Source organism: Iodidimonas sp. SYSU 1G8 (assembly GCF_039655775.1).
Taxonomy (GTDB): domain Bacteria; phylum Pseudomonadota; class Alphaproteobacteria; order SMXS01; family SMXS01; genus RI-34.
The window spans coordinates 168,682-189,574 of the sequence record NZ_JBBYXJ010000002.1; the positions used below are offsets into that span (position 1 = coordinate 168,682).

Below are 20,893 nucleotides of genomic sequence, written 5' to 3' on the forward strand. Positions count from 1 at the left end.
TCCCGGCCGTCCAGCACAAGCGCCCAAGGCGTAAGTCACATTGACGGCATCGGGCCGGTTTCCTACATAGTCGGGTTATGATCGAGGAATTCAACGAGCGCACGCGCCGGATCCTGCGCGGCATTGTGGAAGCCTATCTGGAAACCGGCGAGCCGGTGGGTTCGCGCACCCTTGTCCAGCGCCTCGGCCTCAACCTTTCCTCGGCCAGCATCCGCAACGTGATGGCGGATCTGGAGGATGCCGGCCTGCTGTTCTCGCCGCATACCTCGGCCGGGCGCATGCCCACCGAACGCGGCCTGCGTATCTTCGTCGACGGCCTGCTGGAAATCGGCAACCTGACCCATGAAGAACGCAATGCCATCCAGGGCCGCATCGGCTCGGGCGGTCAGACCATCGACGGCGTGCTGCAGCAGGCGTCGGCGCTGTTGTCGGGCCTGTCGCACGGCGCCGGACTGGTGATGGCGCCCAAGCTGAACGTGGCGATCCGGCACATGGAGTTCGTCAGCCTGAATCCGGGCCGGGCGCTGGCGGTGCTGGTGACCGAGGACGGTCAGGTGGAGAACCGGATCATGGAAGTGCCGGCGGACATGATGCCGTCGACCCTGACCCGCGCCGGCAACTATCTCAACGCGCGCATGACCGGCCGCACGCTGGACGAGGCCAAGGCCTTCATCATCGAGGAGCTGACCCAGCACCAGGCCGAGCTGGACGAGTTGTCCGGCAAGGTGGTCGAGGACGGGCTGGCGATCTGGACCGGGCCGACCGATGGCGAGCAGACGCTGATCGTGCGCGGCCAGAGCAATCTGCTGGAAAACCTGCAGGCCACCGAGGACCTGGAGCGCATCCGGCGGCTGCTGGAAGACCTTGAAAACAAGCGCGAGTTCGTCCATCTGCTGGAGCTGGCCAAGGAAGCGGAGGGCGTGCGCGTCTTCATCGGGTCGGAGAACCAGCTGTTCAGCCTGTCCGGCTCGTCACTGATTCTGGCGCCCTATGCCAATGAAAAGCGCAACGTGATCGGCATTCTGGGCGTGATCGGTCCGACCCGGATCAATTACGCGCGGATCGTGCCGATGGTCGATTATACCGCCCGCGTCGTGGGCCGGCTTTTGAGTTGAGGACAAAATGACCACGCAAGCGAACGACATCCCCGAGAACGACGCCGACCATGGCGAGACCGACGCCAGCGAAGCCGTCGACCTGACCGCGCGCCTGGAGCTGGCCGAAGCCGAGGCCGCGGACCTGAAGGACAAGCTGCTGCGCGCCGTGGCCGAGGCCGAGAACGTGCGCCGCCGGGCCCAGAAGGAACTGGAAGACGGGCGCAAATACGCCATCACCGGCTTTGCCCGCGATCTGCTCGCCGTGGCCGACAATCTGGGCCGGGCGCTCGACGCGCTGCCCGAGGGCGCCGAGAACGATCCCCAATTCGGCGCGCTGGTGCAAGGCGTGCAGCTGACGGGCCGCGAGCTGGCCAACGTGCTGGAGCGCCACGGCGTGAAGGAAGTGCGCCCGCACGGCGAAAAGTTCGATCACAATCTCCACCAGGCGATGTTCGAGGTGGAAGATGCCGAACAGCCGCACGGCACGGTGAACCAGGTGCTGCAGGTCGGCTACACCATCGGCGACCGGCTGCTGCGCCCCGCCATGGTCGGTGTGACCAAGGCCCCCGTGAGCACCGACGCCGGGAAGTGAGCGGGACCCCGGAAAGGTACGGTAGCGAGGCGATTCCCGCCGGAATCGCCGCCTTCCGCGATCTGGCCGAAGACGACATCGAGGCCATCGTCCACTACTGGTACACCAGCGGGGACGATTATCTGGCCTATCTCGGCATCGACAAGACCCGTCTGGGCGCCCCGGACGACACCATCGCCCGGTTCCGCAGGGCCCTGCGCGACGGCGATCCGGACCAGCGCAGCCTTGCCTTTGCCATTACCTTGGACGAGCGTCTGGTCGGCTATACGCTGCTGAATCGCTACGCGCCGGACAACAATTTTTCCCACTGGCATCTCATCGATCCGGTTGCCCGGAGGACCGGTATCTCGACCGCGCTCTATCCACACCGGATCGCCATGTATTGCGATGTCTGCGACATGACGCGCCTGACCCACCAGACACGGCCGCGCAACATCGGCGTCAACCGCATGCTCGACAAGTTCGTGCCCGTCGCCGAGACCGTCTGGGTGGACGACCCGGATGGCATCGCCGAACCGGGCGAGTTCAACCATCGGCATGTGACGCGTGAGGATGTTCCCAAACTGTTCAAGATATTGAGGAATTTGGGAGAACGCTGACCTCGCCACGGTGTTGTGGTATTCTGGGCTGTATAGTCGATAGCACTTTAGGGGGTCCGATGCGCTTTGTCCGCTTTCAGTCCAAGGCGCTGTTCGATCCGGAAGTGCTCGCCCCCGAACTCGCTGACCTCGACGAGGACGAGCAAGAGGCCGAGCTGGAACAGGGCGGCCGCTTTGTCGCGGCCCTGCTCGAAGCCCGGTTGCCAGAAAAGGGCTTTCCCGTCGATTTTACCGTGCAAGAGGATTGGGGCTGGTGCATCAGCCTGAAGAAGGACCATGGCTATAGCCCGTGGATCGGCTGCCAATATGGCTATGACGGTCGCGGCGACTACAGCCTGCAGTGCTTCGTAGAACCCGACAAACCCGTGATCTGGCGCTGGTTCCGCCGGATCGACATCACCGAGCGCACCGCCGCCCTGAAGCAGGCTATAGAAGACATCCTGCGCGAGAGCGGCCTGGCTGATGATATCTACTGGAGCGACAAAGCCTGACGGCCCGGGGGCACGCAGAGACGGTGCTGATCCTTGCCGTCCACCAGCCCGCCTGATACACCCGATTGCCGTTCCAAACCGAGGGTCCGCCATGTCCGACGCCGCCAGTTTCCTTGCGCCCAACAATGCGCGCCTTGCCGAGATCATCCGCGCCAGGTCGTTCGGCATGGGCAAGACCATCCGGCTGGCGTCGGGGCGCGAGAGCAATTTCTATTTCAACATGAAGCCGACCATGCTGGACCCGGAAGGGTCGGCGCTGATCGCCGCCGCCTTCGTCGAGGTGCTGAAGGCCGAGCGTCCCGCCTTCATCGCCGGGCTGGAGCTGGGCGCGGTGCCGCCGCTGGCCTGCGCCACCATGGCGAGCTGGTGGGCCGGCGTGCCGGTGCCCTGCCTGATCGTGCGCAAGCAGGTTAAGGAGCACGGCACCCGCCTGCCCATCGAGGGGCTGGCGTCCGAAGACGCGCTGAAGGGCGCCAGGGTGCTGATGATCGAGGACGTCACCACCACGGGCGGCTCGGTCCTGCGCGCGGTGCACACCATGCGCGAGCTGGGCGCCGAGGTCACCAAGGTGCTGACCATCGTCGACCGCCAGGAAGGCGCCGACGAGGAGCTGGCCAAGGAAGGGCTGGAGCTCTTGTCGGTGTTCCGCGCGGAGACGTTTTTGCGGGGTTGAGGACGACTATAAAAAATTCGTCATCCCCGCGCACGCGGGGACCCAGCTCTTCGTAGGATGCCGTCGCCTGTACCGCTGAACTCCTGGCTGATATGCTGAACCCCAGTTTCGGGTCAGCCAGCGTTTCATGTTCAACGCTTTCGTTTACATCCTTGCCAGCCAACGCAATGGCACGCTGTACGTCGGCGTGACGACAAACCTGCCAAAGCGAATCCATGAACATCGAACCGATGCTCTCGAGGGCTTCACCTCACGCTACAATGTGAAAATGCTGGTCTACTATGAAGCGCACGACAGCATTGAAGGGGCGATCTGGCGGGAGAAGGCGCTCAAGAAATGGCGGCGGCAATGGAAGCTGCAGCTGATCGAAGATAGCAATCCACAATGGCGCGATCCGTTCGACGATATCGCCGTTCCGTGAACGGAACTCTACGAAGAGCTGGGTCCCCGCGTGCGCGGGGATGACGATCTTTTTGTTGGATTAGCCCGGTTCCCAGCCTTCCGGGGCCATTTCGAAGCCGAAAAACTCGAAGCCCGGGCCCACGGTGCAGCCCATCAGGCACCAGTCGCCCTGGGGTTCGGCGGCCTGCCAGGCGCGGGGCGGGATGATGGCCTGGGGGCGCTGGCCGAGGTCGAGCTGGATGCCGAGCGCATGACGGGTGACGGTCATGCCGTCCTCGGACACGGACAGCAGCAGCGGCGCGCCGGCGTACCAGTGCCAGATTTCGGTGGCGTCGATCCGGTGCCAGCGGGAGCGCTCGCCGGCGGCCAGCAGGTAGTAGATCGCCGTCAGCGGACTGCGTCCCTCGCCCGGCGCGCGGTGGATTTCCCGGTAGTGGCCGCCTTCGGGGTGGGGCCGCAATCCCAGCGTGTCGATGATCTGCCGCGCGTCGGTCATGGGGCGAAATCTCCTCGAAAGGGCGGCGGACAAGGCTCTGGGCGGACTCAGGAATTTTATGACGGCGTGGTTGTAGCCCAAAATCCGCTTCACTATATAACGGCCGGGTAAGAATTCGAGGCTCCCGACGGGGGCCGGCGCGGTGCACGAGGTGGCTGCCCCGGTCCGCCACGAGGAAAGAGGAGAACATCTAATGGCTAAAGTTATCGGTATCGACCTGGGTACGACCAATTCCTGCGTCGCCGTCATGGACGGCAAGAACCCCAAGGTCATCGAGAATTCGGAAGGCGCGCGCACCACGCCGTCGATCGTCGCCTTTACCGGCGACGGCGAGCGTCTGGTCGGCCAGTCGGCCAAGCGCCAGGCCGTGACCAACCCGGAAAGCACGCTGTTCGCCATCAAGCGCCTGATCGGCCGCCCGTTCAGCGACCCGGCGACCAAGAAGGACATGGACATGGTGCCCTACAGCATCATCCGTGCCGACAATGGCGATGCCTGGGTGCAAGCGCGCGACAACAAGTACAGCCCGAGCCAGATCAGCGCCTTCATCCTGCAGAAGCTGAAGGAAGACGCCGAGAAGTATCTGGGCGAGCCGGTGACGCAGGCCGTCATCACGGTGCCCGCCTATTTCAACGACGCCCAGCGCCAGGCGACCAAGGACGCCGGCAAGATCGCCGGCCTCGACGTGCTGCGCATCATCAACGAGCCGACGGCGGCCGCGCTGGCCTATGGCCTCGACAAGTCGGAAGGCAAGACCATCGCGGTCTATGACCTTGGCGGCGGCACGTTCGACATCTCGATCCTCGAGATCGGCGACGGCGTGTTCGAGGTGAAGTCGACCAATGGCGACACCTTCCTGGGCGGCGAAGATTTCGACATGCGCCTGCTCAACTATCTGGCCGACGAGTTCAAGAAAGAGAACGGCATCGACCTGCGCGGCGACAAGCTGGCCCTGCAGCGGCTGAAGGAAGCCGCCGAGAAGGCCAAGATCGAGCTGTCGAGCGCGACGCAGACGGAAGTGAACCTGCCGTTCATCACGGCGGACGCGTCCGGTCCGAAGCATCTGACCATGAAACTGACCCGCGCCAAGCTGGAAGCCCTGGTCGACGAGCTGATCGAGCGCACCATCGGCCCGTGTAAGGCGGCGCTGAAGGATGCGGGCCTGAGCGCGGCCGAGGTGTCGGAAGTGGTTCTGGTCGGCGGCATGACGCGCATGCCCCGCGTGGTGGAACGGGTGAAGGAATTTTTCGGCCGCGAACCTCACAAGGGCGTGAACCCGGACGAAGTGGTCGCCATGGGCGCGGCCATCCAGGCCGGCGTGCTGCAGGGCGACGTGAAGGACGTGCTGCTGCTCGACGTGACCCCGCTGTCGCTGGGCATCGAGACCCTGGGCGGCGTGTTCACCCGGCTGATCGACCGCAACACCACCATCCCGACCAAGAAGAGCCAGATCTTCTCGACCGCCGAGGACAATCAGACGGCGGTGACGATCCGGGTCTATCAGGGCGAGCGCGAGATGGCGGCGGACAACAAGCTGCTGGGCCAGTTCGATCTGGTCGGCATCCCTTCGGCGCCGCGCGGCGTGCCGCAGATCGAGGTCGGCTTCGACATCGACGCCAACGGCATCGTCAACGTGACCGCCAAGGACAAGGGAACCGGCAAGGAACAGCAGATCCGCATCCAGGCCTCGGGCGGCCTCAGCGACGCCGACATCGAGCGCATGGTGAAGGACGCCGAGGCGAACGCCGGCGAGGACAAGAAGCGGCGTGAGCTGGTCGAGGCCCGCAACCAGGCGGAATCGGTGGTACACACCACCGAGCGTCAGCTGGCCGAGCACGGCGACAAGCTGCCGGCCGGTGACAAGCAAGCCATCGAGGACGCGGTCGGCGCGCTGAAGACCGCGCTCGAAGGCAACGACCCGGCCGAGATCGCGGCCAAGACGGAAACCGCCGTTCAGGCCTCCATGAAGCTGGGTGAAGCCATCTACAAGGCCCAGCAGGCCGAAGGCGATCCGTCGGCGCAGCAGCCCGGTGGTCAGCCGGGCGGCAACGCGGGCGGCGATGACGACATCGTCGACGCCGACTTCGAGGAAGTCGACGACGACCGCAAGAAGAACTCGTAAACTCTTGCATGAACGGGCGGCAGGTCGTACCTGCCGCCCGTTGTCTTTCAGGATCGAACGACCAGGACCTGCTGCATGGCCAAGGCGGACTATTATGAATTGCTGGGAATCGCCCGCGGCGCGAGCGATGCCGAGATCAAGAAGGCATTCCGCTCCATGGCCATGGAGTGCCATCCCGACCGCAATCCCGGCGACGCGGCGGCGGAACAGAAGTTCCGTTCCATCAACGAGGCCTACGAGGTCCTGAAGGACCCGCAGAAGCGCGCGGCCTATGACCAGTACGGCCATGCGGCGTTCGAGAATGGCGGCCGTCCCGGCGCGGGCGGCTTCGACTTCAATTTCAACGGCTCGTTCAGCGACATCTTCGAGGATCTGTTCGGCAACGCCTTTGGCGGCCGCGGCGGCCAGCGCCGGGGCGGGCCGCAGCGCGGCGCCGACCTGCGCTACAATTACGAGGTGACGCTGGAAGAGGCGTTCGCGGGCAAGCAGGCCGAGATCACCATCAAAACCTCGGTGGCGTGCGAGCCGTGCGATGGCTCCGGCGCGGCACCAGGCAGCAAGCCGGTGACCTGTCCGACCTGCCAGGGCATGGGCAAGGTCCGCGCCCAGCAAGGTTTCTTCACCGTCGAGCGGACCTGTCCGACCTGCCACGGCGCCGGCCAGACGGTCAGCGATCCGTGCACGGCCTGTGGCGGCGCCGGCCACGTGATGCGCGACAAGACCCTGTCGGTGAACATTCCCGTCGGTGTCGAGAACGGCACGCGCATCCGGCTGTCCGGCGAGGGCGAGGCCGGCGGGCGCGGCGGACCGGCGGGCGATCTTTATCTGTTCCTTTCCGTCAGGCAGCACCCGCTGTTCGAGCGCGACGGCATCGACCTGCATGTCAGCGTGCCGATCCCCATGACCACGGCGGCGCTGGGCGGCCAGATCGAGGTGCCGACCATCGATGGCAAGAAGGCGCGCGTCAGCATTCCGGAGGGGACCCAGACCGGCCGTCAGTTCCGCCTGCGTGGCAAGGGCATGCCCCGGCTGCAGCGCGGCGGCGTCGGCGACATGTTCGTGCATGTGGGCGTGGAGACGCCGGTCAACCTGACCAAGGACCAGGTTCGCCTGCTGAAGGAGTTCGAGGCGGCGGGCGGCGGCAATCAATCCAGCCCCGAATCCGATGGCTTCTTCGCCAAGGCGAAGGAGTTCTGGGACGATCTGATCAAGGATTAGGGTTCGGGGCGCACCCCGTTCCATGCTAGAGCGTTCTTCCGGTCAGGCGGACGCGAGCCAGGCGCGGAGGCACAGGGAGCGGATATCATGAGTGAACTCGCCATCGGCATTCTGGGCGGCGCCGGCCGCATGGGCCGCGCCCTGATCCGCGCGGCGACCGAGGCCAAGGGCGCCCATGTGGCCGGTGCGGTCGACGCGCCGGGCAATCCCGAGCGGGGCAAGGATTTGGGCCTGCTCGCCGGCATCGACGCGCTGGGCATCGGGCTCGAGAACGATGTGGCGGCGCTGTTCGCCAAGTCCGACGTGGTCATCGACTTCACCGTGCCGCGCGCCAGTGTCGAGCACGCCCGGCTGGCCGCCGAGACAGGGACCGCCTATGTGGTCGGCACCACGGGGCTCGAGTCCGGGCAGCAGACCATCATTGCAGATGCGGGGCAGCGCACCGTCGTGGTGCAGGCCGCGAATTTCAGCCTCGGCGTCAATCTGGCGATCGCGCTGACCGAGCGCGTCGCCGCGGCGCTGGACGACAGTTTCGACATCGAGATCGTCGAGATGCACCACCGCCACAAGGTCGACGCGCCGTCGGGCACCGCGCTGGCGCTGGGCCGGGCCGCCGCCGCCGGGCGCGGCGTCAACCTGGACGACGTGGCCGACCGGGGCCGCGACGGCATGACCGGCGCCCGCAGACGCGGCGACATCGGCTTCGCCGTGCTGCGCGGCGGCAATGTGGCCGGTGACCACACCGTGACCTTCGCCGCCGATGACGAGCGCATCGAAATCACCCACAAGGCGGGCGACCGCATCATCTTCGCCCGAGGCGCCGTGCATGCGGCCCTGTGGACCGCCGGCCGGAAAGCCGGGCACTACAGCATGCGGGACGTGCTGGAGCTCTAGGCGGGCCGCGCGCCGCGCTGGACGCGCAGCGCGGCCTCGAGAGCGGCGCGGAAGCTTTCCTTTTCCTCTTCGATCAGGAACTTGCCCAGCTCGAGCGACCGGCCATGCGAGCGGAGCAGCAGGCATCCCGCCTCGTCGATCAGCACCCGGGTCCAGTAAGGCTGGAGGGTACTGAGGGTTTCGCTTCCATCGGGCGCCACCCGGCGCAGCTCCAGCGCCTCGTCCGTCAACAGGATCCGTTCATAGCGCTTGCCGTCGCGGAAGTTGAATTTGAAGGCCAGATAGACCAGCAGCACGTCGAGGCCGAAAAAGCCGAAAACCGGCCACGCGCCCATCAGCAGGAACACCATGCCGCCGACGAAGCTGATGCCGCTCACCAGGATCATCACGATCAGGAAAGCGCGCGGGCTGAGCGACCGGTGCGGGTGTAGCACCGCGTCGAAATGTACGGGCGGCTCGGTCATGCGCGAAAGGATAGGCCGGACGCGGCTGTCCGCCAAGAGTGCCGCTTGTCCGGCAGCCATGCGCGGGTACAATCCCGGCCATGAAAAAAGCTGATGTCGAGGAATTCTTCAGCCGGTTGCAGGGCGCTGACAGCACGCCGCGCACCGAGCTGAACTACGTCAACCCGTACACGCTTCTGGTCGCCGTCGCCCTGTCGGCGCAGGCGACCGACGTGGGCGTCAACCGCGCGACCGGCCCGCTGTTCCAGGTGGTCGACACGCCCGAGAAGATGGTCGCGCTGGGCGAGGAAAAACTGCGCGAGTACATCAAGACCATCGGCCTGTTCAATTCGAAGGCGAAGAACGTCATCGCGCTCTCGCACATCCTGGTGGACAAGCATGGCGGCGAGGTGCCGCGCGACCGGGAGTCGCTGGAGGCATTGCCCGGCGTCGGGCGCAAGACCGCCAACGTGGTGCTGAACGTGGCCTTCGGCGAGCCGACCATCGCGGTGGACACCCACATCTTCCGCGTCGGCAACCGCACCGGCCTCGCGACCGGCAAGACGCCGCTGGCGGTGGAGCTGAAGCTGAACAAGGCGGTGCCCGACCGCTTCAAGCTGGACGCCCATCACTGGCTCATCCTGCACGGGCGCTACATTTGCAAGGCCCGCAAGCCGGAATGCCCGAAATGCATCGTCGAGGATCTGTGCGCCTACAAGGCGAAGACGATCTGAGACGGCGTCCGGGCCGAGACTAGCGCCCGGGCGGCGGCGGATCGCCCGGCGAATAGATCGGCGTGCCCGTGTCTTCGCGCCCGCGCAGGATGACGGGGCTGGCGGGCGGCAGATTGTTGTCCGGCACGCCAACGGGAGTCGCGGCCGAACCGACCGAAGGCGGGTCGCTCAGGCAGAGATCGGCCCTGCCCTCGTATCCCGCGTTCATTCTGGCGCGGACATAATCCACCTTGGCTGGGCCCTTGCCGTTCTTCGGCTCATAGAGAAACAGGACCATGGTGCAATGGCTGTCAGCGTACTGCCACACCTCGGCGGGCGGCTCGCGGCGCAGCAGGCGCGGTTCGCCATACTTGGCCCGAAGAGCGGCGCCGTCCCAGCCCACGAGCTGGCGCGCGGTTTCCTCGATGGACGGGATGATCGGCTGGCCCGACTGGGCGGGGAGCTGGGCGGCGGGCGGCTCGGACGCATGCTTCTTTTCCCGTTTGGCCGCGACTCCCGTCGCCGTCAACGCCATCGCCACCGCCATCACCAACACCCTAGACAATCGCACCCTGAGCCACTCCCTTGAAGATATGCACCATGAAGGCGGTACCGATCAGCGGCGCCGCCAGATTGAGCACCGGTACCGCGAACAGGCCGGCGAGGACGCAGCCCGCGAGGAAAATCCGGCCCCGCCGCCGCCGGCGCAGTGCCTTCTGCTCGGCGGCGCCCGCGTGCCGGGACGCCACCATCCCGAAATATTCCCGCGAGAGCAACCATCCATTGACGGTGAAATAAAGCGCGGCGCCCAGCGGCGGCACGAACAGGAAGGCGATGTAGAACGGCAGCACCAGCAGATTGACGCCGATGACCAGCAGGGCGAGCCGGATACCCTGCCGCACGGAGTCCGCGAGCCCTACGGGCCTGCCGGGCGCGTCGGCGGGATAAAAGCGCCGTTCGGTGGCCTCGGCGATGTCGTCGAGGAACAGTCCGGTGACCATGCTCGCCAGCGCCGGGAACAGCAGCAGCCCGATGAACACGGATCCGACGGCGCCGATGGCGTCGATGACGTAATTGAGCAGCCGGTACCGCGTATCGGGCAGCGCCTCGAACCCCTGCCACGCCGCCCACGCCGCCAAGGCTGCGAGAGGCACGGTCAGAAGCAGCGCCTTGAAGGCCGTCGCCCAGAACGTGCGGTCGCCGAACAGGGCGAAGCTCTTGCCAAGTGCTTGAAACATCTTGCGGAAGACCACCCCGGAGAGCGCGGTTGCGTGCTGGTGCGCCCACTCTATACTCGGCCGGACTCAACCGCCAGAAGGGCTTCCCCATGCATGAAATCGATGTGGTCGGCATTGGCAACGCCATCGTCGACGTGCTCAGCCATGCGGATGACGCGTTCCTGGACAAGCACGGCCTGACCAAGGGCGGTATGATGCTGATCGATGACGACCAGGCACGCAGCCTGTACGCCGCGATGGGACCGGGCGTGGAAATCTCGGGCGGATCGGCCGCCAACACCATGGCGGGCATCGCGGCGCTGGGCGCGCGGGCCGCGTTCATCGGCAAGGTGCGCGACGACCAGCTGGGCGAGGTTTTCGCCCACGATATCCGGTCCATCGGCGTCAGCTTCATGACGCCGCCAGCCCTGGAAGGCGCATCGACCGGCCGCTGCCTGATCCTGGTGACGCCCGATGCCCAGCGCACCATGAACACCTTCCTGGGCGCCGGTGTCGGCCTGACGCCCGAGGACATCAACCCGGACGTGATCCAGGCCGCGCAGGTGACCTATCTGGAAGGGTATCTGTGGGACCCGGAGAATGCCAAGAACGCCTTCCGCAAGGCGGTCGAGGCCGCGCATGCCGGCGGCCGGAAGGTCGCGCTGAGCCTGTCGGATTCATTCTGCGTGGACCGGCACCGCGACGAGTTCCGTGAGCTGGTGGAGCAGGTCGATATCCTGTTCGCCAACGAGGCCGAAATCCTGTCGCTTTATCAGGTGGACCAATTCGATGCGGCGCTGCAGGCCGTGCGCCGAGCCAATACGCTCGCCGCCCTCACCCGTTCCGAAAAGGGTTCCGTCATCCTGCAAGGCGACGAGGTTCACGTGATCGACGCCGAAGCAGGCGTCACCCTCGTCGACACGACAGGCGCGGGCGACCTGTACGCGGCCGGGTTCCTGGCGGGCTACACGACAGGCCGAACTCTGCCCGAGTGCGGCCGCATGGGTTCCATCGCCGCCGCCGAAGCCATCAGCCACATGGGCGCGCGCCCCCAGGCGGACCTCAAGGCGCTGGTGGCGGCCAAACTGGGTTAAGCCCGCCTCAGGACTTGAAGAACGGGCTGTCGCCCGGGCGCCAGAGATCGTGCGCGCGCTTCCACGTGGCGAAGGCCTTCAGGATGTTCGGTGGATCGCCATGGATCTCCGTGAAGCAGCCATTGACGGCGCGCGTGTCGAAATAGGCCGCGTCGACCTGGTCGGCATAGAGCCGGCAGGCCGCCACATATCCCATGTCGAGCAGGCGCTGATATTCGGCTTCGAAGTCGTGCACCAGAATGCCCACATGGTGATAGCCCTGCTCGCCGCGCCGGAACATATCGCGATAGATCGACGGCTTGTCGTCATGCTGCTGGATGAACTGGATCATCATGTCGCCCAGATAGCCAAAGGCATAGGAGACGTCCGCTTCGGTATCGGTGCCGCGATACATGAAGGTGTCGGTCTTGTGATGCGGCGTCATCTTGAAGGGGCCCGCGCCATAGAGGCGGCTCCAGGCCTGCACGGATTCTTCCAGATCGTTGACCAGATAGGCCTTCTGGAACAGCGGATAGCGACTGAGCAGCATGGATCTTCCTTCGTCAGGCGTAATAGTCCGGGCGCTCACGCGCGGGGACCGGGCGGAGTTTGGGATAGAGCGGGTGGCGCAGCGGATCGCCCGGCTTCAATTGCAGCGAAAGACCCGGCGTGGCCGGCGCCGTCCGGCGGGACGCCGGGCGCGACGCGTAGACCACGTCGTCGCCGAAGCAGCGCACCGACAGGGTCCGGCGTACCCGTCCCTCGTTGGTCTGGCCGCCGCCATGCAGCAGGCCGGGATGAAACACCACCACGTCACCCGGCTCGATGGCCCAGGAGACGATCTCGTGCCTGTCGCGCTCGGCCTCGATATTGGGCAGGCGCGGAAAACCCTCGCCGTAATAGGGCGCGGTGGGATCGTCGGCGACCGACGGGTTGAAGCCGTCGAACAGTGCGCGCCGATGGGAGCCGACCACGAACTCCAGGGATTCATGGCGGGGAATGGGATCGAGGGTGATCCACATGGATGCGAGTTGGGTGCCTTCAACCGGCCAGTAGGTCAGATCCTGATGCCACGGCGTGCGGTTGCAATGGCCGCCTTCCTTGACGAAGACATGGTCGAACAGCAGCCAGACGTTCTCCGACCCGATCATCCGCCCCAGCATGTCGGCGATGGGCGAGTCGAACAACAGGCGCTGGAACTCGGGCGTGACGCTGAAATTGCGGGTGGCGTCCAGAAACTCGCCCGGTTCGCCCTCGAAGAACTTGAACTTGTAGGGGCTGGACCCGGCGAGCACCCGGCGGATGCCGATCTCGATCAGCGCCAGCCATTCCGGATGGATGGCCTGGGGCAGGAACACCACGCCGTCGCGATGGTAGCGTTCGACCACATCCGGCGTGATCTGGTCCTTCCAGGCCCGCAGGGGATCGGTGTTCATCATGGATGACATGGTCGCCTCCCTCAGTTGAAGCGGTAGGTGAGCTGGAACATGATCTCGCGGCCGCGCTGCACGCCCACGGTCACGTCCGAGAAGGTCTGGCCGGGCGTGCCGGCCGGCAGACCCGAGGAGCCGCCGGTCAGCGGACGGCCCAGACCGGTGAAGGCGATCGCCTCGTTGGTCAGGTTCCGGCCGATCACGGCGAACTCCCAGTGATCGTCCGTGTCGAGCAGGCGCGCGCTGGCGTCGAACAGGATATAGGATTTCTGGACGGCCCCGGGACTGGCTTTTTCATCCAGCAGGAACTTGTCCGAGTAGGCCGCATCGCCGGTGAGGACCACGTTCCAGCCATCCGAGACCGGGATTTCGTAGCTGAACCCGCCGCGCAGGGTCACCTTGGGCGCCTTCAGCAACGGCTGGCCGGAGCGATCCTGCGAGGTGAACCGGCCATTCGCCACGTTCAGCACCCGGTCGCAGCCAGCCTCGATGGACTGGCCGGAATAGCAGCCGACGAGGAAGTCCACATAGTGGCCGTCATTGTAGGACGCGGCACCGCGGAAGGTCAGCGCATCGGTCGCCAGCCAGGTGAAATCCATTTCCACGCCCGTCGTGCGCGCCTTGCCGGCGTTGCGGATCTTGAACTGGGTGGTTTCGGTGTCCAGCTCCTGAACCTGCAGATTCTCGAACGTGTAGCGATAGGCCGTGGCGTTGATCTGAAGCGTACGATCGAACCAGCTGGTCTTGGCGCCGATCTCGAAACCGTTGGAGGTTTCGCTCTTGAAGGTCAGATCCTCGGTTTCGGCGCTGGCATTGGTGAGCAGGAAGCTGTTGTCGAAGCCGCCCGACTTGAATCCCTGGCGGTAGGCACCGAACAGAGTGAGCGCGTCATCGGGCCGCCAGGTCAGCGTGGCCTGGGGCGAGACGTTGGAATCCTTGAATTTGTTCTGGAGGCTGCGATTGGTCAGCGACCCGCTGAGCAGGCTGTGGACATAGGTGGACTGGAGATCGGAATCCTTGGTCTCACGGGTGTACCGCGCGCCGCCCGCCAGTTCGACCGTATCGGTGATATTCCAGGTGGCTTCGGCGAAGGCCGACCATGTCTTGCCCTGGGTGGTGGAAATCTTGTCATAGGACCAGTAACGGCCGGTGACCGGATCGCGCGGCGCGGCGAAGATGCGGGCGGAATTGCGGAACGAGAAGTCCGTGTCCTGATAATAGGCGCCGAACAGGACGTTCAGCGGTCCTTCGAAGGTGGTGACCGCCCGCAGTTCCTGGCTGAACATGCCGTAGCGGGCGTTCTCGTAGACGCCGACCTGGCCCTGCGCCGAGAACTCGGAATTGCCCAGATACTGGTTATCGTACCAGGTATAGGCGCTGATCGAGGTCAGGGTGACGTCCTCCAGCGTGTAGTTGGCCTGGAACGTGGCGGCAAAGGATTCGAATTCCGACCATTGCTCGCCGCCATTCTTCTTGAATTCGTCCGGTTCGCCCGACATCAGCTCGTCCGGCAGGTCGGCCAGCGACTGGGTGAAGTTCTGCGTGCAGTCGTCGAACGGATCGCGCACGCCGAAGATAGGCTGCGGCTGGCCATTAGGGCCATAGCAGATGCTCTGCTGCAACGTGCTGTAGCGGCTGGCATCTGTGTTGCGCGCGGCGCTGACCTTCAGGACCGCGTCCAGCTGATCGTTGGGCGTGAAGCGCAGGGTGACGCGGCCCAGATATTCCTGCTCGTTGGGCAGACGCTTATTCAGGGCACCTGGAATGACGAAGCCCAGAGGATCCTGCCCGATGATGGGCTCGGCCTGGTTCTTGATGAAGCCCTTCAACTCGGAATAGCGAAACGCCAGCCGAAGACCGACCGTGTCGGAGATCGGCGTGGACATGACCGCTTCGGTGACCAGCTCGCGCGCCTCGATCTCGTAGCCGACCTTGCCATAGGCCTCGAAACGGTCGCCCGGATTGGCCGTGGTCAGCGAGATCAGGCCGGCGGAGTTGTTCTTGCCGAAATACAGGGCCTGCGGGCCTTTCAGCACCTCGACCCGATCGACGTCGAAATAGCCCTGCTGAACCCAGCGGCCGCGGGAATAGGACACGCCGTCGATGACGATGCCGACCGCCGGATCGAACCCGGCGCTGCCGCCATTGGTGCCGACGCCGCGCAGATGGATGGTTGGGCCGCTGCCGCTGACGCCGCGGCCCACCACCAGGTTCGGCGTCTCGGTGCCGATCTCCTCCAAATCGCTGATGGCGTACATTTCCAGCGAGTCCCGGGAAAAGCCGGTGGCGGCGACGGGCACCGACTGCAGCGTCTCCTCGCGCTGTCGGGACGTGGTCACCACCTCCTCGATCTGGCGGCCGCGAAACTCTCCCGAGCGCGGCGATGCATCCTGCGCGGTGGCAGGCGGCGCGGTCACGGCAACGGCCAGCAGGCCCAGCGCGGCATACGCTGGAAGTGAATACAGACGGCTCATTGAATCCTCCCCTGGATGACGGCACGCGGCGGTCGTCTCCCCAGATACCCCGCGCGAGGAATTTAGAATACATATTCTTGTTCTATTTATATAATGAAAAAGCGCCTGGGCTGACTGTATGAAGCTGCAAGATTCCTGTCGGTCCGCGCCGCGCTCCGTGCCAGATTGGAGCGTCCGCCCGCCAACGCCGACGAGAGTTTTTCAGCCTTCATGGGATCGCCGTCCGCCAGCAAATGGAATCTGGAGTCCGAATGGCTCGTGCCGCCACAGCAGGCGCGCAGCCGCAAGTCCATGGAGGCGGTGCTGAATGCCGCCGAGGAGCTGTTCACGAGCCACGGCTATGACAACACCTCCATCGCCGATATCGGTGCGCGTTCAGGCGTGTCGACAGGGTCGATCTACAGCCGGTTTCCCGACAAGGACGCCATCTTGCAGGTGATCCATGACAGCTTCTCGAAGGCGCTGACCGACGCCTCGGCCGATGCCTTTTCGCCGGAGACTTGGCGGACGGCTAGCGCCGCGCACATCGTCATGGCCATGGTGGACCGCTTCTTCTTCGCCTACCGCACCTATCCGGGGATCCTGTGCCTGATCGAGCGGCAGCGGCTGGTCAACCCGGCGGTCGAGGAGCGGGCGCGGAAATGGAATAACCTGTCGATCGCCAAGTTCCAGGCCCTGCTCGCGGACCATGCCTCGGAGATGAGTTGCGCCGACACGGACAGGGCGGTGACGGTGGTGCATTACCTGCTGCACCAGACGCTGGCCATGACGGCGCTGTTCGAGCAGGAACAGGCCGCGCCGCCCTTCAGGCTAGACGACAACCGGTTCGAGCGAGACATGATGGAGGTGGCGCTGCGCTATTTCGGGCTGCCGGACGATACCACGGGATGGCGGCGTCACCCCTGGCAGCGGCTGCCGGGCTGGTAATCAGCCCTTCGACCAGTCCTTCACCAGCATGGGGCCGAGACGCTGGCCGCCGAAGACGTGGATGTGCAGATGCGGCACTTCCTGGTGGGAGTTCAGCCCGTGATTGGCGAGAATCCGGTAGCCGGGTTCGACCAGCTCCAGATCTTTCGCCACCTGTCCGACGGCGCGGAAGAAGCCGAGAACGAGATCGTCCGGCGCGTTGGCGGTGAAATCGGCCATGGACACGTAGGGTCCCTTGGGAATCACCAGCACATGGATGGGCGCCTGGGGATTGATGTCGTGGAACGCCAGCGCGTGGTCGTCCTCGTAGACCTTCCTGCAGGGAATCTCGCCGCGCAGGATGCGGGCGAAGATGTTGTTCTGGTCATAGGCCGTCACGCCGTCCTCCCCTTCTTTTCCTCGATGCCGGAGATGCCTTCGCGCCGGGCCAGTTCGGCGAACACCTCGGCCGGCGACACGCCCTTGGCGGACCACAGCACCATCAGATGGAACAGCAGATCGGCGGATTCGGCGACGGTGTCCGCCTTGTCCTTGGCCACGGCGGCGACGATGGTCTCGACCGCTTCCTCGCCCATCTTCTCGGCGATCTTGTTCAGGCCCTTGCCGTGCAGCCGGGCCACATAGCTCTTGTCCGGATCGCCGCCCTTGCGGGCGTCGATGGTGGCGAACAGGCGGTCGATCAGATGCTCGGTCATGCCCGGAAGCTTATGGCCCGATGGGGCGGATGGCAACGCCGGCGGCCGCCATGTGGGCTTTCGCCTCAGCCACCGAATAGGTGCCGAAATGGAAGATCGAGGCGGCCAGCACCGCCGTCGCATGGCCTTCCCGGATTCCGTCGACCAGATGATCGAGCGTGCCGACGCCGCCCGAGGCGATCACCGGGATGCGCACGGCGTCGGCCACGGCGCGGGTCAGCGGAATGTTGAAGCCCGCGCCCGTGCCATCACGGTCCATGGAGGTGAGCAGGATTTCGCCCGCGCCATTGGCTTCCGCCTGCCGCGCATAGTCGATGGCGTCGATGCCGGTGGCGGTGCGGCCGCCATGGGTGAAGATTTCCCAGCGCCCCGGCGCGACCTGCTTGGCGTCGATGGCGACGACGATGCATTGCGAGCCGAACTTCTCGGATGCCTCGCGCACGAAATCCGGATTGTTCACCGCGGCGGTGTTGATGGAGGCCTTGTCGGCGCCGGCGAGCAACAGAGCGCGCACGTCATCGACGGTGCGGATGCCGCCGCCCACGGTCAGCGGCATGAAGCATTGCTCGGCGGTGCGGCGCACCACGTCGAGGATGATGCCGCGCTTTTCATGGCTGGCGGTGATGTCGAGGAAGCACAGCTCGTCGGCGCCGGCCGCGTCGTAGATCTTGGCCTGCTCCACCGGGTCGCCGGCATCGCGCAGATTGACGAAGTTGACGCCCTTGACGACCCGCCCGTCCTTGACGTCAAGGCAGGGAATGATGCGGGCCTTCAGCATTTCAGCAGCTCCAGCGCCGCCTTGGGATCCAGCCGTCCATCATAGAGCGCCCGGCCGGAAATCACGCCCTCGAACGGCGCGCCCGTGGCCTTCAGCGCCGTGAGGTCGTCCAGCGACGCCACGCCGCCCGAGGCGATCACGGGAATGGAGGTCGCCCGTGCCAGCATGGCGGTGGACTCCACGTTGACGCCGGTCAGGGCGCCATCGCGGTCGATATCCGTATAGATGATCGCCGCCACGCCCGCGTCCTCGAACTGGCGGGCCAGATCGACCACGGTGATGGTTGAGGTTTCGACCCAGCCTTCGACGGCGACCATGCCGCCGCGCGCGTCGATGCCGACGACGATGCGGCCGGGAAACCGCCTGCAGGCCTGCTTCACCGTCCCCGGATCGCGCAGGGCCATGGTGCCCAGGATGACGCGGCGCACGCCCTTCTCCAGCCACATCTCGATGGTGGCCATGTCGCGGATGCCGCCGCCCAGCTGCACGGGCAGCGTGGTTTCCTTGAGGATCGCCTCGACCGCCGGCGCGTTGACCGGCCGGCCTTCGACGGCGCCGTTCAGATCGACCAGATGCAGCCACTCGAAACCGGCATCCTGGAACGAGCGGGCCTGGGCCGCCGGGTTTTCGCCGTAGACGGTGGCCTTGTCCATGTCGCCATAGAGCAGGCGCACGCACTGGCCGTCCTTCAGGTCGATGGCGGGAAAAAGGATCACGGTTGCCACCTCAGGAAATTGGCGATCAGGCGCAGCCCCGCATCCTGGCTTTTCTCCGGATGGAACTGGCTGCCGATCATGTTGTCACGCCCGACCAGCGCGGTCACCGGCCCGCCATAGTCGACGCTCGCCAGCAGGTCGGCCGGATCGGCGGGATGGAAGGCATAGGAATGGACGAAATAGACGTGTGTCCCGGCGGCGATGCCGTCGAGGACCGGATGAGCCGCCTCGATCCGCAGATCGTTCCAGCCCATGTGGGGAATCTTCAGCGCAGGGTCGGCGGGCGCTATCGGCTCCACCGTGCCCTTCAGCCAGCCCAGCCCGGCATGGCGGCCATGCTCGTGACCCCATTCGGCCATCAGCTGCATGCCGACGCAGATGCCGAAGAATGGCGTGCGGCGGCGGCGCACGGCATCCTCGAGCGCCTCGCCCATGCCGTCGATGGCCAGCAGGCCGCGGCGGCAATCGGCGAAGGCGCCGACGCCCGGCAGCACGATGCGGCCGGCGGCGGCGATGGTGGCAGGATCGGCGGTGACGAAGACGTCCTGACCGGTGCCGGCCTCGGCGGCGGCACGGGCGAATGCCTTTTCGGCCGAGCGCAGATTGCCCGAGCCATAATCGATGATCGCGACGGTTTCAGCCGTGGCCATGAGCCTGGTCTCGCGGGGTTTGATGTGTCGGGGCATGGATGCCCGCTTAAGGCGGGCAAGACAAGTTGAAACTACGCCGGGAGCGCCGGCGCGGGGCTATGTCGCGCCTCGATCTGGGCCATGCGCTTGCCGAAATAGCGGATTTCCGCTTCCTCGACGCCGCTGCCCGTCGATACGCCCGTTTCCACGTAGCCGCGCCGGGTGAGCGAGGCGCGGTGGAAATCATGGGCGAAGATGCCCACGCCCATGCTGATCACCAGCTGGATCGCCATGTTGAGATAGAGCGGGATACCGATCACGCTCTGTCCGACGCCGAGCAGCATCAGTGCGGCGAAGACCGCCGTGCCCGCCAGCCAGGCACGGTGCGCCCAAAGCCACAGGAAGGTGAGAAAGAACGCCCAGATGCTGAAGCCCTCGCGGACGAATTCGACCTCGCCTTCCAGCCCGCCGCGTTCGTGCACCGTGTAGAGCGTCGTCGCCATCAGAGACTCCCGCCCAGGACCCCCTTGGTCGAGGGCACGGCATCGGCCTTGCGCGGGTCGATGGCGAAGGCCTGCTTCAGGCTGCGCGCGACGCCCTTGAAGCAGCTTTCGACGATGTGGTGATTGTTCTCGCCATAGAGATTTTCCACATGCAGCGTGCAACCGGCCGACTGGGAGAACGCCTGGAACCATTCCTTGAACAGTTCCGTGTCCATGTCGCCCAGCTTGGGCCGGGAGAAGGCCACCTTCCAGATCAGATAGGGCCGGTTCGACAGGTCGAGCGCCACGCGGGTGCAGGTCTCGTCCATGGGAATGACGGCCGAGCCGTACCGCTCGATGCCCTTGCGGTCGCCCAGCGCCAGCGACACGGCCTCGCCGATGGCGATGCCGCTGTCTTCCGTGGTGTGGTGGAAATCGATGTGCAGGTCGCCCTTGGCCCGGACCTTGAGATCCATCAGCGAGTGGCGCGACAACTGCTCCAGCATGTGATCGAGGAAGCCGATACCGGTTTCCACGTCATAGACGCCGGTGCCATCCAGGTTCACCTCGACGGTGATCTGGGTTTCCTTGGTGTTCCGTTCGATTTTGGCGGTGCGCATGACGCAAACTCATACCGGGATCAGTGGATATTGTGTAGTTCTGTTTTCGCCGCAGGCAATGCGCTTCAGCGCGTTTTCCGTGGTTGCAACCCTTCCGCAAGGTACCTAT

General features: G+C 65.4%; 26 protein-coding genes. 12 read left to right on the forward strand and 14 right to left on the reverse strand.

The genetic code is table 11. The annotated features are described in order from the left end of the window. Positions 1–77: 77 nt before the first annotated feature. The 6 genes from hrcA to WJU17_RS11805 all read left to right on the forward strand — a co-directional run bounded on the left by hrcA (position 78) and on the right by WJU17_RS11805 (position 3,873). Positions 78–1,115 carry a heat-inducible transcriptional repressor HrcA gene (gene hrcA / locus WJU17_RS11780; RefSeq protein ID WP_346327596.1) on the forward strand — a complete coding sequence of 346 codons (1,038 nt, stop codon included), beginning with the start codon at positions 78–80 and terminating at the stop codon, positions 1,113–1,115. A gap of 7 nt (positions 1,116–1,122) precedes the next feature. Then, a complete protein-coding gene (gene grpE / locus WJU17_RS11785) occupies positions 1,123–1,689 on the forward strand; it encodes a nucleotide exchange factor GrpE (RefSeq protein WP_346327597.1) in 567 nt (188 codons plus the stop codon). After that, on the forward strand, positions 1,686–2,288 hold the full coding sequence (locus tag WJU17_RS11790) for a hypothetical protein (RefSeq protein WP_346327598.1): 603 nt from the start codon (positions 1,686–1,688) through the stop codon (positions 2,286–2,288). Before grpE ends, WJU17_RS11790 begins: the two co-directional genes overlap by 4 nt. Before the next feature lie 59 nt (positions 2,289–2,347). Then, the gene (locus WJU17_RS11795; RefSeq protein WP_346327599.1) at positions 2,348–2,779 is read left to right on the forward strand and encodes a hypothetical protein; all 432 of its coding nucleotides are present in this window, start codon (positions 2,348–2,350) and stop codon (positions 2,777–2,779) included. A 91-nt stretch (positions 2,780–2,870) separates the two neighbouring features. After that, positions 2,871–3,452, forward strand: coding sequence for an orotate phosphoribosyltransferase (gene pyrE, locus WJU17_RS11800; protein ID WP_346327600.1), 582 nt, complete (start codon positions 2,871–2,873; stop codon positions 3,450–3,452). 127 nt (positions 3,453–3,579) lie between these two features. Next, positions 3,580–3,873 (forward strand): GIY-YIG nuclease family protein, encoded by a 294-nt coding sequence (locus tag WJU17_RS11805; protein ID WP_346327601.1) that lies wholly within the window; start codon positions 3,580–3,582, stop codon positions 3,871–3,873. A 60-nt stretch (positions 3,874–3,933) separates the two neighbouring features. On the opposite strand, the gene WJU17_RS11810 is transcribed toward WJU17_RS11805, so the two are convergent. Then, positions 3,934–4,350 (reverse strand): cupin domain-containing protein, encoded by a 417-nt coding sequence (locus WJU17_RS11810; RefSeq protein WP_346327602.1) that lies wholly within the window; start codon positions 4,348–4,350, stop codon positions 3,934–3,936. A gap of 193 nt (positions 4,351–4,543) precedes the next feature. Here WJU17_RS11810 and dnaK point away from each other — a divergent pair, with 193 nt between their 5' ends. From dnaK to dapB, 3 genes are all read left to right on the forward strand, one after another. Beyond that, on the forward strand, positions 4,544–6,472 hold the full coding sequence (dnaK, locus tag WJU17_RS11815; RefSeq protein WP_346327603.1) for a molecular chaperone DnaK: 1,929 nt from the start codon (positions 4,544–4,546) through the stop codon (positions 6,470–6,472). 75 nt (positions 6,473–6,547) lie between these two features. Continuing rightward, a complete protein-coding gene (gene dnaJ / locus WJU17_RS11820; protein WP_346327604.1) occupies positions 6,548–7,690 on the forward strand; it encodes a molecular chaperone DnaJ in 1,143 nt (380 codons plus the stop codon). Between the two features lie 87 nt (positions 7,691–7,777). Further along, positions 7,778–8,584: a 4-hydroxy-tetrahydrodipicolinate reductase gene (gene dapB, locus WJU17_RS11825; protein ID WP_346327605.1), complete on the forward strand. Its 807-nt coding sequence runs from the start codon at positions 7,778–7,780 to the stop codon at positions 8,582–8,584. Here dapB and WJU17_RS11830 read toward each other — a convergent pair. Continuing rightward, positions 8,581–9,108: a DUF2244 domain-containing protein gene (locus WJU17_RS11830; RefSeq protein WP_346327606.1), complete on the reverse strand. Its 528-nt coding sequence runs from the start codon at positions 9,106–9,108 to the stop codon at positions 8,581–8,583. The two genes, dapB and WJU17_RS11830, sit on opposite strands and share 4 nt — an antisense overlap. Before the next feature lie 20 nt (positions 9,109–9,128). Between WJU17_RS11830 and nth the strand changes: the two genes are divergently transcribed. Further along, positions 9,129–9,761 (forward strand): endonuclease III, encoded by a 633-nt coding sequence (gene nth / locus WJU17_RS11835; protein WP_346327607.1) that lies wholly within the window; start codon positions 9,129–9,131, stop codon positions 9,759–9,761. A 19-nt stretch (positions 9,762–9,780) separates the two neighbouring features. On the opposite strand, the gene WJU17_RS11840 is transcribed toward nth, so the two are convergent. Then, complete coding sequence (locus WJU17_RS11840) at positions 9,781–10,287, reverse strand: hypothetical protein (protein WP_346327608.1); 507 nt, start codon at positions 10,285–10,287, stop codon at positions 9,781–9,783. A gap of 10 nt (positions 10,288–10,297) precedes the next feature. Next, a complete protein-coding gene (locus WJU17_RS11845; protein ID WP_346327609.1) occupies positions 10,298–10,978 on the reverse strand; it encodes an EI24 domain-containing protein in 681 nt (226 codons plus the stop codon). An 89-nt stretch (positions 10,979–11,067) separates the two neighbouring features. Here WJU17_RS11845 and WJU17_RS11850 point away from each other — a divergent pair, with 89 nt between their 5' ends. After that, positions 11,068–12,051 (forward strand): adenosine kinase, encoded by a 984-nt coding sequence (locus WJU17_RS11850; protein WP_346327610.1) that lies wholly within the window; start codon positions 11,068–11,070, stop codon positions 12,049–12,051. Positions 12,052–12,058: 7 nt separating this feature from the next. Here the strand turns inward: WJU17_RS11850 and WJU17_RS11855 are convergent, their stop codons facing one another. Genes WJU17_RS11855 through WJU17_RS11865 form a run of 3 tightly spaced genes read right to left on the reverse strand, consistent with a single transcriptional unit; the run spans position 12,059 to position 15,937 of the window. After that, entirely contained in the window at positions 12,059–12,580 is a 522-nt protein-coding gene (locus WJU17_RS11855; protein ID WP_346327611.1) for a VOC family protein, read from the reverse strand. Between the two features lie 13 nt (positions 12,581–12,593). Then, positions 12,594–13,478 (reverse strand): phytanoyl-CoA dioxygenase family protein, encoded by an 885-nt coding sequence (locus WJU17_RS11860; protein ID WP_346327612.1) that lies wholly within the window; start codon positions 13,476–13,478, stop codon positions 12,594–12,596. A gap of 11 nt (positions 13,479–13,489) precedes the next feature. Continuing rightward, positions 13,490–15,937, reverse strand: coding sequence for a TonB-dependent receptor (locus WJU17_RS11865; RefSeq protein WP_346327613.1), 2,448 nt, complete (start codon positions 15,935–15,937; stop codon positions 13,490–13,492). A 210-nt stretch (positions 15,938–16,147) separates the two neighbouring features. Here WJU17_RS11865 and WJU17_RS11870 point away from each other — a divergent pair, with 210 nt between their 5' ends. Continuing rightward, complete coding sequence (locus WJU17_RS11870; RefSeq protein ID WP_346327614.1) at positions 16,148–16,864, forward strand: TetR/AcrR family transcriptional regulator; 717 nt, start codon at positions 16,148–16,150, stop codon at positions 16,862–16,864. Here WJU17_RS11870 and WJU17_RS11875 read toward each other — a convergent pair whose 3' ends face one another. From WJU17_RS11875 to hisB, 7 genes are all read right to left on the reverse strand, one after another. Beyond that, positions 16,865–17,242 carry a histidine triad nucleotide-binding protein gene (locus WJU17_RS11875; RefSeq protein ID WP_346327615.1) on the reverse strand — a complete coding sequence of 126 codons (378 nt, stop codon included), beginning with the start codon at positions 17,240–17,242 and terminating at the stop codon, positions 16,865–16,867. After that, positions 17,239–17,559 (reverse strand): phosphoribosyl-ATP diphosphatase, encoded by a 321-nt coding sequence (locus WJU17_RS11880; protein ID WP_346327616.1) that lies wholly within the window; start codon positions 17,557–17,559, stop codon positions 17,239–17,241. Before WJU17_RS11880 ends, WJU17_RS11875 begins: the two co-directional genes overlap by 4 nt. A gap of 10 nt (positions 17,560–17,569) precedes the next feature. After that, positions 17,570–18,337: an imidazole glycerol phosphate synthase subunit HisF gene (hisF, locus tag WJU17_RS11885; RefSeq protein ID WP_346327617.1), complete on the reverse strand. Its 768-nt coding sequence runs from the start codon at positions 18,335–18,337 to the stop codon at positions 17,570–17,572. After that, complete coding sequence (gene hisA, locus WJU17_RS11890; RefSeq protein WP_346327618.1) at positions 18,331–19,053, reverse strand: 1-(5-phosphoribosyl)-5-[(5-phosphoribosylamino)methylideneamino]imidazole-4-carboxamide isomerase; 723 nt, start codon at positions 19,051–19,053, stop codon at positions 18,331–18,333. The genes hisF and hisA overlap by 7 nt, the downstream gene beginning before the upstream one ends. Continuing rightward, positions 19,050–19,703, reverse strand: coding sequence for an imidazole glycerol phosphate synthase subunit HisH (gene hisH / locus WJU17_RS11895; protein ID WP_346327619.1), 654 nt, complete (start codon positions 19,701–19,703; stop codon positions 19,050–19,052). Before hisH ends, hisA begins: the two co-directional genes overlap by 4 nt. A gap of 71 nt (positions 19,704–19,774) precedes the next feature. Beyond that, positions 19,775–20,185, reverse strand: coding sequence for a DUF2628 domain-containing protein (locus tag WJU17_RS11900; RefSeq protein WP_346327620.1), 411 nt, complete (start codon positions 20,183–20,185; stop codon positions 19,775–19,777). After that, entirely contained in the window at positions 20,185–20,784 is a 600-nt protein-coding gene (gene hisB, locus WJU17_RS11905; protein WP_346327621.1) for an imidazoleglycerol-phosphate dehydratase HisB, read from the reverse strand. Before hisB ends, WJU17_RS11900 begins: the two co-directional genes overlap by 1 nt. Positions 20,785–20,893 lie beyond the last annotated feature (109 nt).

Bases quoted from the DNA above. Each gene is read 5' to 3' on its own strand.
- hrcA (WP_346327596.1), top strand. From the start codon at position 78: ATGATCGAGGAATTCAACGAGCGCACGCGCCGGATCCTGCGCGGCATT.
- grpE (WP_346327597.1), top strand. From the start codon at position 1,123: ATGACCACGCAAGCGAACGACATCCCCGAGAACGACGCCGACCATGGC.
- WJU17_RS11795 (WP_346327599.1), top strand. From the start codon at position 2,348: ATGCGCTTTGTCCGCTTTCAGTCCAAGGCGCTGTTCGATCCGGAAGTG.
- pyrE (WP_346327600.1), top strand. From the start codon at position 2,871: ATGTCCGACGCCGCCAGTTTCCTTGCGCCCAACAATGCGCGCCTTGCC.
- WJU17_RS11805 (WP_346327601.1), top strand. From the start codon at position 3,580: ATGTTCAACGCTTTCGTTTACATCCTTGCCAGCCAACGCAATGGCACG.
- WJU17_RS11810 (WP_346327602.1), bottom strand. From the start codon at position 4,350: ATGACCGACGCGCGGCAGATCATCGACACGCTGGGATTGCGGCCCCAC.
- dnaK (WP_346327603.1), top strand. From the start codon at position 4,544: ATGGCTAAAGTTATCGGTATCGACCTGGGTACGACCAATTCCTGCGTC.
- dnaJ (WP_346327604.1), top strand. From the start codon at position 6,548: ATGGCCAAGGCGGACTATTATGAATTGCTGGGAATCGCCCGCGGCGCG.
- dapB (WP_346327605.1), top strand. From the start codon at position 7,778: ATGAGTGAACTCGCCATCGGCATTCTGGGCGGCGCCGGCCGCATGGGC.
- WJU17_RS11830 (WP_346327606.1), bottom strand. From the start codon at position 9,108: ATGGCTGCCGGACAAGCGGCACTCTTGGCGGACAGCCGCGTCCGGCCT.
- nth (WP_346327607.1), top strand. From the start codon at position 9,129: ATGAAAAAAGCTGATGTCGAGGAATTCTTCAGCCGGTTGCAGGGCGCT.
- WJU17_RS11840 (WP_346327608.1), bottom strand. From the start codon at position 10,287: ATGGCGGTGGCGATGGCGTTGACGGCGACGGGAGTCGCGGCCAAACGG.
- WJU17_RS11845 (WP_346327609.1), bottom strand. From the start codon at position 10,978: ATGTTTCAAGCACTTGGCAAGAGCTTCGCCCTGTTCGGCGACCGCACG.
- WJU17_RS11850 (WP_346327610.1), top strand. From the start codon at position 11,068: ATGCATGAAATCGATGTGGTCGGCATTGGCAACGCCATCGTCGACGTG.
- WJU17_RS11855 (WP_346327611.1), bottom strand. From the start codon at position 12,580: ATGCTGCTCAGTCGCTATCCGCTGTTCCAGAAGGCCTATCTGGTCAAC.
- WJU17_RS11860 (WP_346327612.1), bottom strand. From the start codon at position 13,478: ATGTCATCCATGATGAACACCGATCCCCTGCGGGCCTGGAAGGACCAG.
- WJU17_RS11865 (WP_346327613.1), bottom strand. From the start codon at position 15,937: ATGAGCCGTCTGTATTCACTTCCAGCGTATGCCGCGCTGGGCCTGCTG.
- WJU17_RS11870 (WP_346327614.1), top strand. From the start codon at position 16,148: ATGGGATCGCCGTCCGCCAGCAAATGGAATCTGGAGTCCGAATGGCTC.
- WJU17_RS11880 (WP_346327616.1), bottom strand. From the start codon at position 17,559: ATGACCGAGCATCTGATCGACCGCCTGTTCGCCACCATCGACGCCCGC.
- hisF (WP_346327617.1), bottom strand. From the start codon at position 18,337: ATGCTGAAGGCCCGCATCATTCCCTGCCTTGACGTCAAGGACGGGCGG.
- hisH (WP_346327619.1), bottom strand. From the start codon at position 19,703: ATGGCCACGGCTGAAACCGTCGCGATCATCGATTATGGCTCGGGCAAT.
- WJU17_RS11900 (WP_346327620.1), bottom strand. From the start codon at position 20,185: ATGGCGACGACGCTCTACACGGTGCACGAACGCGGCGGGCTGGAAGGC.
- hisB (WP_346327621.1), bottom strand. From the start codon at position 20,784: ATGCGCACCGCCAAAATCGAACGGAACACCAAGGAAACCCAGATCACC.